Source organism: Lutibacter sp. (assembly GCF_041562875.1).
Taxonomy (GTDB): domain Bacteria; phylum Bacteroidota; class Bacteroidia; order Flavobacteriales; family Flavobacteriaceae; genus Lutibacter.
The window spans coordinates 90,518-104,450 of record NZ_JBFFOE010000001.1 but is presented as its reverse complement, the minus strand read 5'-3'; the positions used below and the strand labels follow the sequence as shown (position 1 = coordinate 104,450).

Genomic DNA, 13,933 nt, shown 5'->3' with positions numbered 1-13,933 from the left:
GTAACTGTAACAACGCCTTGTGAAACATTGTCATGAAAAATTTCATACGTAATTATATCCCCATTTGAAACGTCAAAACCATCAACATTCATTGCAAATGAAAGATTTACATCTGTATATACTGAAATATCTACGGTATCAAAAGAAATAGTCCCTCCTGCTGAAGTTCCACAATTCCCTTCTAAATCTTGAACTCCAAAAAAGCTTGCTCCTGTTTTAGGAGCACTTATAGAGCCTAAACTAGAAACAATATCCCAAACATCACCATTATTATTACATAAAGCAAGTGATTGTGTGTATGTCCATGTGTCATTTAATGCACCTTCATAACCTTGAAAAACGATACTATCACCTGTTGAAGGTGTAATAATTATATCTTCTAATGTTGTAAGAGTCTCTGAGTTGCTTTCCAAAGAAATATTACCTGCTGCATCTACTGCTTTCACTGTAAAAGTGTAGGTTGTATTTGCTATTAAACCTGTAACTGTATAAGGGATGCTTGTGGTTGTTCCAATTTGAGTTACACCACTAAATATCTGATATTCAGAAACTCCCATATTATCTGTTGAAGGTGTCCAAGTTAATAATGTTTCTGTTTGTGTTGTTTCTGACGAAACCAAATTTGTTGGAGTTGAAGGAATTTCGGCATCTATAATATTGGTTGTTGTAATAGTTTCAGTATTACTTACTACTGATGTATTTCCTACAGCGTCTAGTGCATATACCGTAATATTATATAGTGTATTTAGTGCTAAGCCTGAAAGTGTTACTGAATTAGTAGTTGATGTACTATATGCTAAACCATTTACATAAATAGCATAAGAAACCACCGCTGTATTATCCGTTGATGCTACCCAATTTAATTCTACTGTTGTATTCGTTACATTTGAAGCCACTAAAAATGTTGGTGCAGTTGGATCTTCTGTATCAGGCGTTGTATTCCATCTATCCTCTGCAACGGTTCCTCCCCAAATTTGAGTTGCTAAATTCGGATTGTCAATAAACGGATTTCTGTTTCCTTGACCATAAGTATTTGAGGTATTTGATAAATACGTATTTCTAACATCTTCATACGTTGAAACTGGATCTTGTGCATTCCAATCTAATAATAAATCAATCATATTTGAGTCGATTGAATTTGTGTTTCCTATAGCAACACCAGAAGGATAGCATTGATTACCATAACGAAGATACATATACATCATCATTCTAGCTACATCTCCTTTCCATTCATCACCAGGATACCATCCACTTCCTGTTGATCCTGAATTACCTGAGCCATTTACAAATTTAAGACTACCTCTGTTACTATTTCGTTGTACATCACTTGCTCTTAAATGATGTGCATCAGACCCAGGTCCTGAAGTACCCAAATTTGGAGATCCTAAAGATTTAGCATACGTATGCTCTCTATTCCATTCACATGATGAACCTCCTCCAAAACTATTTTTATCTCTAAGTCTATGATCATTATCATCTCCTGTACTTGAAGGACATGTGTTATTACTAAAACCATATAAAAGCAAAACATGTGTTGAAGAACCTGGTTCTAAATCTACAATTTTCAACGCTTCTCTAGCCCCATCATAGGATAAAAATTTGGTGTGTGTACTAATAATTTTTGTAGCTAATTCATCTTTTAAAGCTGTTCCTGTTAAAGTTAAATTTACATCGTTGTAATACGATTGTACTTGACTATAGCCAAAAGAGGTAAAAAAAATTGAAACAGCTAAAAAAAATAACTGCTTCTTAAAGTAAAAGTTTTTCATATATAAAAATTTATTTAAGGGGAGTAAAGCTATCAAGATTTACAGTATATAGTAACATAAAGATATTAACATACTGTTAACAAACTTAATCAAGCATTTTATAGATTAATTCTGTGTTAAATATGCCTTTTAATGGTATGTAAAATAGCTAATTACAAAAACACATATCCTTAAAAACTATTCCTTAAAACCTACTTTCATAAACTTTAATCCTTTTAAAAAAGATTTAACACGTTTATCAGGTCTAAATAATATCCTTCCTTGTTTCACAGATGTTATACTTAAAGCTTCTTTAGTATCTGCACCATGAGAACTAATACTAATTTGAAAACTTCCTAAAGTTCCTAATCGTACTATTTTGCCAAAGCTTAATGCATCTTTAATATCGTGCTCTAAAGCCTTTAAAACAAGATAACAATCTCCCACAGTAGCGGTACATTGCTCTGATATTATTCTCACTAAATCTTCAAAATCTATTATGTAAATGGCTTTGATAGGAACGTAATATTTAACTGGTTTAGTTACATCTCTAGGGTCTCTTTTCTTCACAATTTTTAGTGGTAATACCATTTTTATAATAAGATTAAATTTTTATACTGTTTAAAATTTTTAATTTGTTTAGTAGTTATTACAACTTGCTTAATAGAAAACTTATTCTAATAAAGAGATTGGTGATAACATCTAGATGTGTACTTAATAAGATCTAGATGTTTTACATAGAATATCTAGATCATCTATGTGAATTACTTAGCAATTTTTATAAACTACTTAGTAATGCTATAAAATCGTCCTATTAAATTAATTACTTCAATAGCTGACTTGTATGTTCTTTCGTTTTAACCTTTGATATTACATCCTCAATAATGCCATTTTCATCAATTACAAAAGTAACTCTATGGATTCCATCAAATTCTCTTCCCATAAATTTCTTAGGTCCCCAAACACCAAAAGCGTTTATCACTGTTTTATCTTCATCAGCCAATAATGGAAAAGGCAATTCATTTTTAGTTATAAAATTTTGTTGACGTTTAGCTGAATCTGCACTTACACCCAAAACATCGTACCCTTTTGCTAAAAAAGTTTGGTAATTGTCTCGTAAATTACATGCTTCCATGGTGCAACCTGGTGTGCTTGCCTTAGGGTAAAAAAACAATACTAATTTTTTACCTTTATAATCTGAAAGTTTAATAGTATTTCCTTGTTGGTCTAAAGCTTCAAAATTTGGTGCTAAATCTCCTTCTTTTAATCTTGTCATTATTTTTTGTTTTAAGTTCTTAGTTGTCAATTTTAAAGGGTGAAAGTTAAAAAGTTAAATCCATAAATAAAAACAATTAGTTCATGAACCTTTTACAAAAGAATAAACTTTGTACTTTTAACTTTTTAATTTATTTAGAAGTATGACCAAAAAAGAAAAAGTACAATTTGTAATTGACACCCTTGAAAATATATATCCTGAAACACCTATTCCATTAATACATAAAGACCCTTACACCTTGTTAATTGCAGTGCTATTATCTGCTCAAAGCACCGATAAAGGGGTTAATAAAATAACTCCTATTCTGTTTGCAAAAGCAGACAATCCTTATGATATGATAAAGCTTTCAGTTGAAGAAATTAGAGAAATTATTAAACCTGCTGGTTTATCACCTATGAAATCTAAAGGTATATATGGATTGTCAAAAATATTAATTGAAAAACACGATGGTAAGGTTCCACAAAGTTTCAAATATTTAGAAGAATTACCATCCGTTGGCCATAAAACTGCAAGTGTAGTTATGAGTCAGGCATTTGGTGTACCAGCATTTCCTGTTGATACCCATATTCACAGATTAATGTACAGATGGAATTTAACCAATGGGAAAAATGTGACCCAAACAGAAAAAGACGCCAAACGCTTATTTCCTGAAGAATTATGGAATAAATTACACCTTCAAATTATTTTTTATGGACGAGAATATTCACCTGCTCGAGGTTGGGATATAGAAAAGGACGTAATTACTAAAACAATAGGAAGAAAATCTTTTTTAAAATAAAAAAACCCACTTCGGTTTAAAGTGGGTTTAAAGAACATTAATTCAAATGTAATTCAATATAGTCGCTTTTGTTGGTTTTAACTACTCGCATTTGTTTCGAGTAGCTAATCAAATATTGAATTATTTCTTTCCTAGGTTGCTCCATCATGGGAGTCTTTTGAGAGTAAAGTTTCATCATAAATATCTGGTTTATAATACTTATAACGATAAAATTTCTCTTATATTATATTTATTTTTTAATTTACTAAAATAATTTGATGTTTTTCAATTAATTTTCTCAAATTTATTAATGCATAGCGCATTCTTCCAAGTGCTGTATTAATACTTACATCTGTATTTTCTGAAATCTCTTTAAAGCTCATATCTCTATACATACGCATCAATAAAACTTCTTTTTGATCTTCTGGTAACTCTTCAACTAAATTGCGAACATCATTTAAAATTTGCTCTCTAATTATTTGATTTTCAACAGATAACATTTCATCACTTAGTACATCAAAAATATCAAATTCATCCGTATTATTAAATTTAGGCAATCTTTTATTGCGTCTAAAATGATCAATAACTAAGTTATGAGCTATACGCATCACCCAAGGTAAAAATTTACCTTCTTCATTGTATTTACCTCTTTTTAAAGTATTTATAACTTTAATAAAAGTATCTTGAAAAATATCTTCTGCTATCTCTTTATCCTGAACTTTGGATAAAACAAAACTAAAAATTCGTTGTTTATGACGTATAATTAAAATCTCTAAAGATCTCTCATTTCCTTGAATATAATTGCTGACTAATACGCCATCAGTAGTGTGTTTACTTTCCATAACTTTAAATACATTAGGGTTTAAATGTAACTGTATTTTTAAAATTTTATAAAAAGTAATTGTGTGTTATAGGCGTAAGTTTGGGTTTAATTAGTGCCAAATATGCGTTATTTTTATTAGAATTACAAATTTTACCCAAAGTATTAACATAAAATTTGTAATTCTAACTATTAGCTACAATTTCGTTTTTATCTCATTTTTTACATGAACGCAATACATTAATTTTCATTTATTGTAGTTATCTTTGCAATTATTCACTTTTTTAATCAAAATGACTAAAAATATTGCAACATTAAATCCGAAAGAAAACATCCTTATAAAAGGTGCCAGACTTCATAATTTAAAAAATATTGATGTTGCTATTCCTAGAAACAAATTGGTGGTAATAACAGGGCTTTCAGGATCAGGAAAATCTAGCTTAGCTTTTGATACGCTGTTTGCAGAAGGGCAACGTCGCTATGTTGAAAGTTTGTCTTCTTATGCGCGTCAATTCTTAGGAAGATTAAACAAACCAAAGGTAGATTATATTAAAGGAATTGCTCCTGCCATTGCAATTGAGCAAAAAGTAAATTCTACCAATCCGCGCTCTACTGTAGGTACTTCAACAGAAATTTATGATTATTTAAAGTTATTATTTGCCAGAATTGGTAAAACCTACTCTCCTATTTCTGGTGAAGAAGTAAAAAAACAAACCGTAACTGATGTTTTAAATTATATTAAAACTTTAGAAATAAACACCAAGTTACTGTTGCTTTCTCCTGTTCATATTCCTGATGAAAGAAGCGTTTTACAAACATTAAAAATTTTAGCACAACAAGGATATTCCAGAATAAAATATAAAGATGAAGTTCTTAGAATTGAAGACATTTCAACAGAAATTGAACACGATTTTTACTTGGTTATTGATCGGGTTATTGTAAAAGATGACGAAGATTTTTATAACCGTTTGGGTGATGCTATTCAAACTGCATTTTTTGAAGGAAAAGGCGAATGTATTATTGAAGCTATAAAAACTGGTTTACAAACTACTTTTAACAATAAGTTTGAATTAGATGGCATTCAGTTTTTAGAACCAAATACACATTTATTTAGCTTTAACAATCCGTATGGTGCTTGTCCAACTTGTGAAGGTTACGGGAATGTAATTGGTATTGATGAAGATTTAGTGATTCCAAATACTTCATTATCTATTTATGAAGATGCTATTTTACCGTGGAAATCAGATTCATTTCAAGATTATAAAAACAATCTTATCAATAATGCTTACACCTTTGATATTCCTATTCATAAACCTTGGTTTCAACTTACCGAAAAACAAAAACAACTTATTTGGAATGGAAATAATACATTTGAAGGATTGCATTCCTTTTTTAAACATTTAGAAGAAAAAAGTTATAAAATTCAATATAGAGTCATGCTTTCTCGTTACCGCGGAAAGACAAAATGTACTACTTGTAATGGTAAAAGATTGCGTGAAGAAGCGAATAATATTAAAATACAAGACAAAAATATTAGTGAATTGGTTGATTTGCCTTTAAATGAGTTAATTGACTTCTTTAAAAATTTAAAATTAACCGTTAACGACCAAAATATTGCGAAACGTTTATTAATTGAAATTAATAACAGACTCCAATTTTTAAATAATGTTGGGTTAACATATCTTACCTTAAACAGAACCTCAAACACATTGTCAGGTGGTGAAAGTCAGCGAATTAATTTAGCAACTTCTTTAGGTAGTAGTTTGGTTGGTTCTATGTATATTTTAGATGAGCCAAGCATTGGTTTACATCCAAAAGATACCGAACGCTTAATAAAAGTTTTAAAAGATTTACGTGATTTGGGAAATACCGTAATTGTAGTTGAGCACGATGAAGATATTATGAAAGCTGCTGATATGATTATTGATATTGGTCCTGAAGCAGGAACTTTTGGTGGTGAAATTGTTGCTGAAGGTACTTTCGAAGAAATTTTAAAATCAGATTCTTTAACGGCAAAATACTTAAACAACGAACTAACTATTGAAGTTCCTAAAAACCGTAGAAAATCTAAAAATATAATTGAAGTTATTGGCGCTAGAGAACATAATTTAAAAAATATAAATGTTTCATTTCCTTTAAATAGTTTAACCGTTGTAACAGGAGTTTCAGGAAGTGGAAAAAGCACCTTAGTTAGTAAAATATTGTATCCTGCAATTCAAAAACAACTAAGTGGTTTTGGCGAAAAAGTGGGTCAGTACACTGAAATTAAAGGGAATATTTCAACTATTGAACACATTGAATTCATCAATCAAAATCCTATTGGACGTTCAAGCAGGTCAAATCCAGTAACTTATATTAAAGCATATGATGATATTAGAACATTATTTGCTTCAGAAAAGTTATCTAAAATTAGAAATTACCAAGCAAAACATTTTTCATTTAATGTTGAAGGTGGCAGATGCGAAGTTTGTAAAGGAGAGGGTGAAGTTACCATAGAAATGCAATTTATGGCCGATGTGCATTTAGAATGTGAAACATGTAAAGGAAAACGATTTAAAAAAGAAGTTTTGGAAGTTAAATTTCATGATAAATCTATAAATGACATTTTGAATTGTACTATTGATGATGCTATTTTATTTTTTAATAACTATGAAGAAACTAAAATAGCAAAAAAACTACAACCACTACAAGATGTTGGTTTAGGATATGTTACCTTAGGGCAATCATCTTCTACCCTTTCTGGTGGTGAGGCACAACGTATTAAATTAGCTTCCTTTTTGGTAAAAGGAACTCGACAAAGTAAATCGTTATTTATTTTTGATGAACCTACAACTGGACTACATTTCCATGATATTAAAAAATTATTGAAATCATTTAATGCTTTAATTACTAACGGACACTCAATTATTGTAATAGAACATAATATTGAATTAATTAAATGTGCAGATTATATTATAGATTTAGGTAAAGAAGGTGGTAAATTAGGTGGTGAACTTATTTTTCAAGGAACACCAGAAGAACTCATAAAATGCTCTGAATCCTATACGGCACCTTATTTAGCTGAGAAACTTAAATAATTTTCTGAAGTTATTTTCTGGTTTACCTTTATTCTTTTATGGCGTTTAACGCTTCTAATTTTCCCTTTGCCAATACAAAATCAGGAAATAATTTTATGGCACGTTCAAAACTTAGCTTTGCTTCAGCATTCTTTTTTAAATTCAATGCTATAATACCTTCAACATAAGCAATCGCTGCCTTTAAATTAACATTCTCATTGTAGTTTTTATTTACTTGAAAAGTAACTTCTATTTTACCATCATCAGGTAATTGATTCGCTTTTTTAATGGTAGCATTTGCCGCTTCAAATTTATTTAAAGCCAGTTGTAACCCTGCCAATTTATAAGCGTGGTAATTATTATTAGTCTTCGTTAATAAAGTTTCATATACTTCAGCTGCTTTACCATAGACTCCTAATGATTCTAATGAAATAGCCTGCATTTCCAATAATTCTAAATTATTTGAATTATTTTTTAAAATATCATTCGTTACTAAAAAACAAGAAGAATAATTTCTAGCATTAAAATACAAATATGCCAAACTATCTTTATAAGTACTTTGTGGACCTTCTATACTTATAATAGCATACATGTTTGCAGCCGCAACGGCATCATCACCATAAGCTAAAGCTTGTTTTAATTGTTGCTTTTTAACATCTAAAGGAGTTGCATTTTGAGCTATTACAGTTGTTGTAATTATAAAAGTTAAAATATAGATTAGGTTTTTCATTCTTTTTAATTTTGTTTTAAGGCATAAAAATATATAAATTATTTATCCCAGAAGCATAAAAATATCTTAAAAATAATAAAACAAATTCTTTATAAATTAAAGAGTCATTCTGATTTTCAAGTATTAATGTTACCTAAATTTATTATAATTATTATCACAAAATTTGTATTTTAAACGAACCCCACACAATGTAAAACACTATAAAACAAATGCTTAAAAACCAATTAATCAACCTATAAACACACTATGTTCTGTGATAAATACGCTCTATAAAATTATCTAAATAAACCCACTTTTTCTGACGTTTTATAGATTTTGATTCAATTGATCATCAGCTATTTATTTTTTGTTTATTGTTTATGGGTTAAATTAAATTGTATATTTAATAAATTAAACTAAAGCAATACTTTGCAATATAATATTTATGGAAAGATTTTTTAACTTATTAACACCAATTATTTACTGGTGTATAGCTATTATTTGGGGAGTTATATTTATCTTTTACATTCATAAAATTAATAATTTAAGATCCTTTAAATTATTAAAATTATTGCTAATAATTTTGGCGTTAGATGCCTTTAGGTCACTATTTGAAAGTGTTTATTTTGGCTCTTGGTTTACATCCCTCTCAGGGTACTTCCCCATAGCTGTTTATAACAATTTATCACAACCACAGATTGTAATATTTCCAAAAATTTTAAATTTGATAACCGCCATCATCATTTTAATATTACTGATTAAAAGGTGGTTACCTTTAGAAATAGAAGAAAATAATAAAATAGCCCAAATTGTTAACAAACAAACTTCCGAAATTAAAGAAGCCTATCATGAACTTAAAACAACAGAAAAGTTGCTTAAGGAAAGTCAAAAAAAATTAGACTCTATCTTTGAAACGATTACTTTTGCTGTTAATTTAGTGGATAGTAAAGGTATAATTATAGATTGTAACCACAGTTTACTTGCTATGCACGGCTATACTGCTAAAGAAGAGTTGATAGGGCAACCAAGCAGCTTGCTCTTCCCTGATTTTGAAGTGGAACGCGCGCAAAAAGACATTGCTAAAATTCTAAAAGAAGGAACCTCTCACGGACTTTCATACACCTTAAAACGAAAAGATGGTTCCACTTTTTCAGCAGAAATATCCTCCTCTATTTTCAATGATGAAGCTATCCAAGAAAAATTCTTAGTGTCTGCAGCAGTTGATATTACCGAACGAAAAAGAACTGAAAAAGAGTTAAAAGATTATCGATTAAATTTAGAAGACCTAGTGCAAAAACGCACAAAAGAACTGGAAGAAAAAAACGAAAAACTAAGCAGTTTAAACAAACTATTTGTGGGTCGCGAATTAAGAATGGTAGAATTAAAAGAAGAAATTGAAAAATTAAAAGGAAATAGTTAAATAAAAAGTAATTCATTTAATGAGTTCCTAAATTTCTTAGTAAATGAATTTATTTTCACTTAAATAAGCTTAAGATGAATAACAATATGAAATATAAACTACAAGATTTAATTGATTCCGAAAGGATTAATATACTATTAGATTTATTCCATAAAACTACAGGCTTTCTTACTGCAATACTTGATCTTGAAGGGAATGTTCTTTCAAAATCTGGGTGGAGGGAAATCTGTACTGATTTTCATCGCGTGAATCCAAAAAGCTGCAAAAAATGTATCCTGAGTGATACCATCCTTTCCAGACAAATGGCCGAAGGTGAGAAATATCATTCCTATAAATGTTTAAACGGCTTGGTAGATGTGGCAGTTCCCATTATAATTGACAGTGAACATTTAGGTAATCTTTTTACTGGACAATTCCTTTTTGATGAACCCGATTTAGATTTTTTTCGTAATCAGGCCAATGAGTGTGGTTTTGATGAGGAAACTTACATGAATGCGCTTCAAAAAGTACCTATTGTGTCGGAAGAAGAAGCAAAAAACGCTATGGACTTTATGCTGAATATGACTTTGCTATTTTGTGATATTACAAAGCAAAAAATGGAACGAAAACAATCAGAAATATTATTATTAGAAGAAAAAAAATATCTTGAGGCAGTTTTCAATAGTCTTTCTGAAGGAATCGTTTCCTGTGATGAAAATGGAATTCTTACCCGATTTAATAATGCAACAGTGGAGTTTCATGGATTGCCAAAACAATCAATTCCTGCAAATAAATGGGCAAAACACTATAATTTATACTATCCCGATGGAATAACACTTATGCAAAATGAAGATGTACCTTTATTCAGGGCATTAAAAGAGGGTATTGTAAAAGATGCTGAAATAACAATTATTCCCAAAAACGAAAAAGCAAAAACCTTTATTACCAACGGACAAAGAATAATTGATGCCGATGGAAATTCACTTGGTGCAGTGGTAGCTATTCACGATATCACAGAGCGAAAAAAAGCTGAAAAAGAACTTACAAATTACCGAAAAAACTTAGAAGAAATAATAAAAAAAAGAACTTTAGAACTAGAAGAAAAAAACAAAAAGTTAGACAAATTGAATAAAGTTTTTGTAGGGCGAGAAATAAGAATGGCAGAGCTTAAAAAAGAAATTAAAAAAATGAAAGAAAATAATAATTTCTAAAATATTTTAACATCGCTATTTATCAACAAATTAAAAAATGAAAAAATTAAACACACTTATATCAGCAAATAATTTATTGTCTTATTTCTTTAACCTATTTAAAAAAAAGGGGTTAAGTGTTTATCAGTTTTCACTTATTCTAATTCTTTCATCTTCAATTTTAGCTATCCTTATAACTACTTCGGTACAGGTGAAATTAGAAATTAATAGCGTTCAAAAGGAAATTAATTTACTAAAAGAAAAAGCCCTAGAATATCAAAAAGGAGAATTAAAAGAAGAAGTCTCGCATCTTATAACCTATTTAAAATTTACGCAACAAGATTCTATTAGGTATTCTCAAGAACAATTAAAAGAAAAGGTATTGCGGTACTTTGAAAGCATACGTTTTGGAAATGATGGCTATGTTTTTGTGAATACATACAATGGAAATGCATTACTTTTTAACGGTAAAAAATTAGAAGAACCCAAAAAGATGTCTGATTTAAATCTACCAAGTGGTATCAATTTATATGAAACCGAAATGAATTTAGCTAAACTTCCTGAAGGAGGCTCTTTTCAATATGAATTTATGAAAATAGATGATCCTAAACCATATCCAAAAATGTCATATATTATGGGATTTGACCAATGGGAATGGATTTTAGGTGCAGGTGACTATTTAGACAATCTTGATAATGAGATTATGTTAATGGAAAAAGAGTTAAATAACAAATTATATAATCGTCTAATAATAAGTATTGGTGTTTTTATTCCAATGCTTCTAATATTGTTGTTTTTATCAAATTATGCAGCCAAATTTATCCAAAATCAATTCGATAAACTAGTTAACATTATTAAAAACCCACTATCTAAAAATAACAATCAACCACCTTTTGATCAAATCTATATTCGAGAATTAAAGTCAATTGGCAAGGATATTATACAAACTGAAGAGCTTGTAAAACAATTTGGAAATATTATTGATCAATCTAACAATGAGATTTATATTTTCTTAAAAGACAATTTACAATTTGTACATGCAAATAAAGGAGCAATGCTAAATTGTGGCTATTCAATTAGTGAATTACAAAATATAACATTTCTTGATATATTGGCTAATACAAACCGTGAGAAATTTTTGAATTTAGTAGCGCCCTTAGAGCAAAAACGAACTGAAAAAATTCAATTTGAGTCCAATTATCATCGAAAAAACAATACTGTTTATCCTATTGATATACAAATTACACTTTCTAATTTTAATGAAAAAGAAGTTTATGTGGCCTTTATTTACGATATCACGGCCCGTAAAAAAATAGAAAAATCCCTTGAAAATAATAAAAATTATGTTCAAACCATATTTGATTCCTCTACAGATGGTATTTTTATTCATGATACTGAAACAGGTAAAATTTTAGATGTTAATAAACAAATGTGCACTATGTTTGGTTATGAAAAAAGTGAAGTTATAGGAAAAACCACTGAACATTTTAGTGCAAATACAGAATCTTATACTGAAAAAGAAGCAATACAATGGCTTTTAAAATCTAAAACAGAAGGTAAACAAACCTTTGAGTGGCATTGTAAACATAAAGATGGGCACCTATTTTGGGGCGAAGTAAGTATCGCATATATTAAGATTGATGATGAATACCGTTTCTTAGCAACTACTAGAGATATTGACGATCGTAAAAAAACAGAACTTGAACTTAAAAATTATCGCTTCCATTTAGAAGAATTGGTTAAAGAACGCACCCATAAAATAGAACTTAGTGAAGGTGCTTTGTTAAATTTGGTTGATGATTTAAATATGCAAACTACAGCATTAAATAACGTTAATATAAAATTAGCAAACATTAATGCTGAAATGGAAACCTTTACCTATTCTGTATCACATGATTTAAAAGCCCCATTAAGAGGAATTGATGGATACAGTAAACTTTTACTAGATCTGTATAAAAACGATTTGAATGAAGAAGCACAAGAATTTTTAAAAAATATTCGGGCAGGAACCTTACAAATGAATATTTTAATTGAAGATTTACTGTCTTATTCTCGCTTGGAACGACAAGAATTTGAAATTAGAAATATAGTACTGCAGCCATTAATAAATGACCTTTTGATACTTTTATCAAGTGAAATTAAAAAATCAAATATTCAAATTAAAACTTCATTCTCTGAAAATTTTATGCTCTTGGCTGATACTAATGGATTAAAATTAGTGCTTCGTAATTTATTAGATAATGCTCTAAAATTTTCAAGTAAAGGTAAAAATCCACAAATTGAGATCGGAACTAGCGAGAATTCAACACATTGGCTTATATTTGTTAGAGACAACGGAGTTGGTTTTGATATGAAATACCATGATAGAATCTTTAAAATATTCCAACGTCTACATTTACCTGAAGAATATGAAGGAACTGGAATTGGTTTAGCAATGGTAGAAAAAGCAATGCATAGAATGAATGGAAGAATTTGGGCAGAAAGTGAATTAGGTAAAGGAACCTGTTTTTATTTAGAATTTAAAAAATAAATTTTTATCTTATGAAAAATCAATTAGAAAACAATCCAATTTTATTAGTAGAAGATAATCCCATTGATGTTGATTTAACGATACGCGCATTTAAAAGCAGCAATTTAGTAAATCCTATTGAAGTTGCTCGTGATGGAGAAGAAGCATTAAAATATATTAAAAAATGGGAAGACGGTACAGCTACCCCAGTAGTTATTTTGCTTGATTTAAAATTGCCTAAAGTTGATGGTTTAGAAGTTTTAAAAACAATGAAAGAACATCCAATTTATAAAACAATTCCTATTGTTGTACTCACTTCATCAGCAGAAAATTCTGATATTGAGGCAGCGTATAAATTAGGAGTAAATTCGTATATTGTGAAACCAGTAAATTTTGATAATTTTTTAAAAGTGGCAGTTCAAATAGAATTGTACTGGAATGTGTTAAATAAATTGCCTTAAATAATTTT

The 13,933-nt window shown here is 29.3% G+C and carries 11 protein-coding genes; 6 read left to right on the top strand and 5 right to left on the bottom strand.

Annotated features, from left to right (window positions below; all coding sequences use genetic code 11):
• The 3 genes from ABY863_RS00465 to bcp form a co-directional block, all read right to left on the bottom strand.
• A partial coding sequence (locus ABY863_RS00465; protein WP_372792218.1) for an endonuclease occupies positions 1-1,769 on the bottom strand: 1,769 nt, incomplete at its 3' end.
• Positions 1,770-1,946: 177 nt separating this feature from the next.
• Positions 1,947-2,339: an HU family DNA-binding protein gene (locus ABY863_RS00460; protein WP_372792216.1), complete on the bottom strand. Its 393-nt coding sequence runs from the start codon at positions 2,337-2,339 to the stop codon at positions 1,947-1,949.
• A 232-nt stretch (positions 2,340-2,571) separates the two neighbouring features.
• A complete protein-coding gene (gene bcp, locus ABY863_RS00455) occupies positions 2,572-3,024 on the bottom strand; it encodes a thioredoxin-dependent thiol peroxidase (RefSeq protein WP_372792214.1) in 453 nt (150 codons plus the stop codon).
• A 142-nt stretch (positions 3,025-3,166) separates the two neighbouring features.
• Between bcp and nth the strand changes: the two genes are divergently transcribed.
• On the top strand, positions 3,167-3,802 hold the full coding sequence (nth, locus tag ABY863_RS00450; RefSeq protein WP_372792212.1) for an endonuclease III: 636 nt from the start codon (positions 3,167-3,169) through the stop codon (positions 3,800-3,802).
• Between the two features lie 236 nt (positions 3,803-4,038).
• Here the strand turns inward: nth and ABY863_RS00445 are convergent, their stop codons facing one another.
• Complete coding sequence (locus ABY863_RS00445; RefSeq protein ID WP_372792210.1) at positions 4,039-4,623, bottom strand: RNA polymerase sigma factor; 585 nt, start codon at positions 4,621-4,623, stop codon at positions 4,039-4,041.
• A gap of 271 nt (positions 4,624-4,894) precedes the next feature.
• On the opposite strand from ABY863_RS00445, the gene uvrA reads away from it, so the two are divergent.
• Positions 4,895-7,678 carry an excinuclease ABC subunit UvrA gene (gene uvrA / locus ABY863_RS00440; RefSeq protein ID WP_372792208.1) on the top strand — a complete coding sequence of 928 codons (2,784 nt, stop codon included), beginning with the start codon at positions 4,895-4,897 and terminating at the stop codon, positions 7,676-7,678.
• 28 nt (positions 7,679-7,706) lie between these two features.
• Here uvrA and ABY863_RS00435 read toward each other — a convergent pair whose 3' ends face one another.
• Positions 7,707-8,387, bottom strand: coding sequence for a tetratricopeptide repeat protein (locus tag ABY863_RS00435; RefSeq protein WP_372792206.1), 681 nt, complete (start codon positions 8,385-8,387; stop codon positions 7,707-7,709).
• Between the two features lie 424 nt (positions 8,388-8,811).
• Here ABY863_RS00435 and ABY863_RS00430 point away from each other — a divergent pair, with 424 nt between their 5' ends.
• The 4 genes from ABY863_RS00430 (at position 8,812) to ABY863_RS00415 (ending at position 13,925) form a co-directional block, all read left to right on the top strand.
• Positions 8,812-9,786, top strand: coding sequence for a PAS domain-containing protein (locus ABY863_RS00430; protein ID WP_372792204.1), 975 nt, complete (start codon positions 8,812-8,814; stop codon positions 9,784-9,786).
• A 74-nt stretch (positions 9,787-9,860) separates the two neighbouring features.
• Positions 9,861-10,976 carry a PocR ligand-binding domain-containing protein gene (locus ABY863_RS00425; RefSeq protein ID WP_372792202.1) on the top strand — a complete coding sequence of 372 codons (1,116 nt, stop codon included), beginning with the start codon at positions 9,861-9,863 and terminating at the stop codon, positions 10,974-10,976.
• A gap of 37 nt (positions 10,977-11,013) precedes the next feature.
• Positions 11,014-13,485 carry a PAS domain S-box protein gene (locus tag ABY863_RS00420; RefSeq protein ID WP_372792200.1) on the top strand — a complete coding sequence of 824 codons (2,472 nt, stop codon included), beginning with the start codon at positions 11,014-11,016 and terminating at the stop codon, positions 13,483-13,485.
• Between the two features lie 11 nt (positions 13,486-13,496).
• Positions 13,497-13,925: a response regulator gene (locus ABY863_RS00415; protein ID WP_372792198.1), complete on the top strand. Its 429-nt coding sequence runs from the start codon at positions 13,497-13,499 to the stop codon at positions 13,923-13,925.
• Positions 13,926-13,933: the final 8 nt, after the last annotated feature.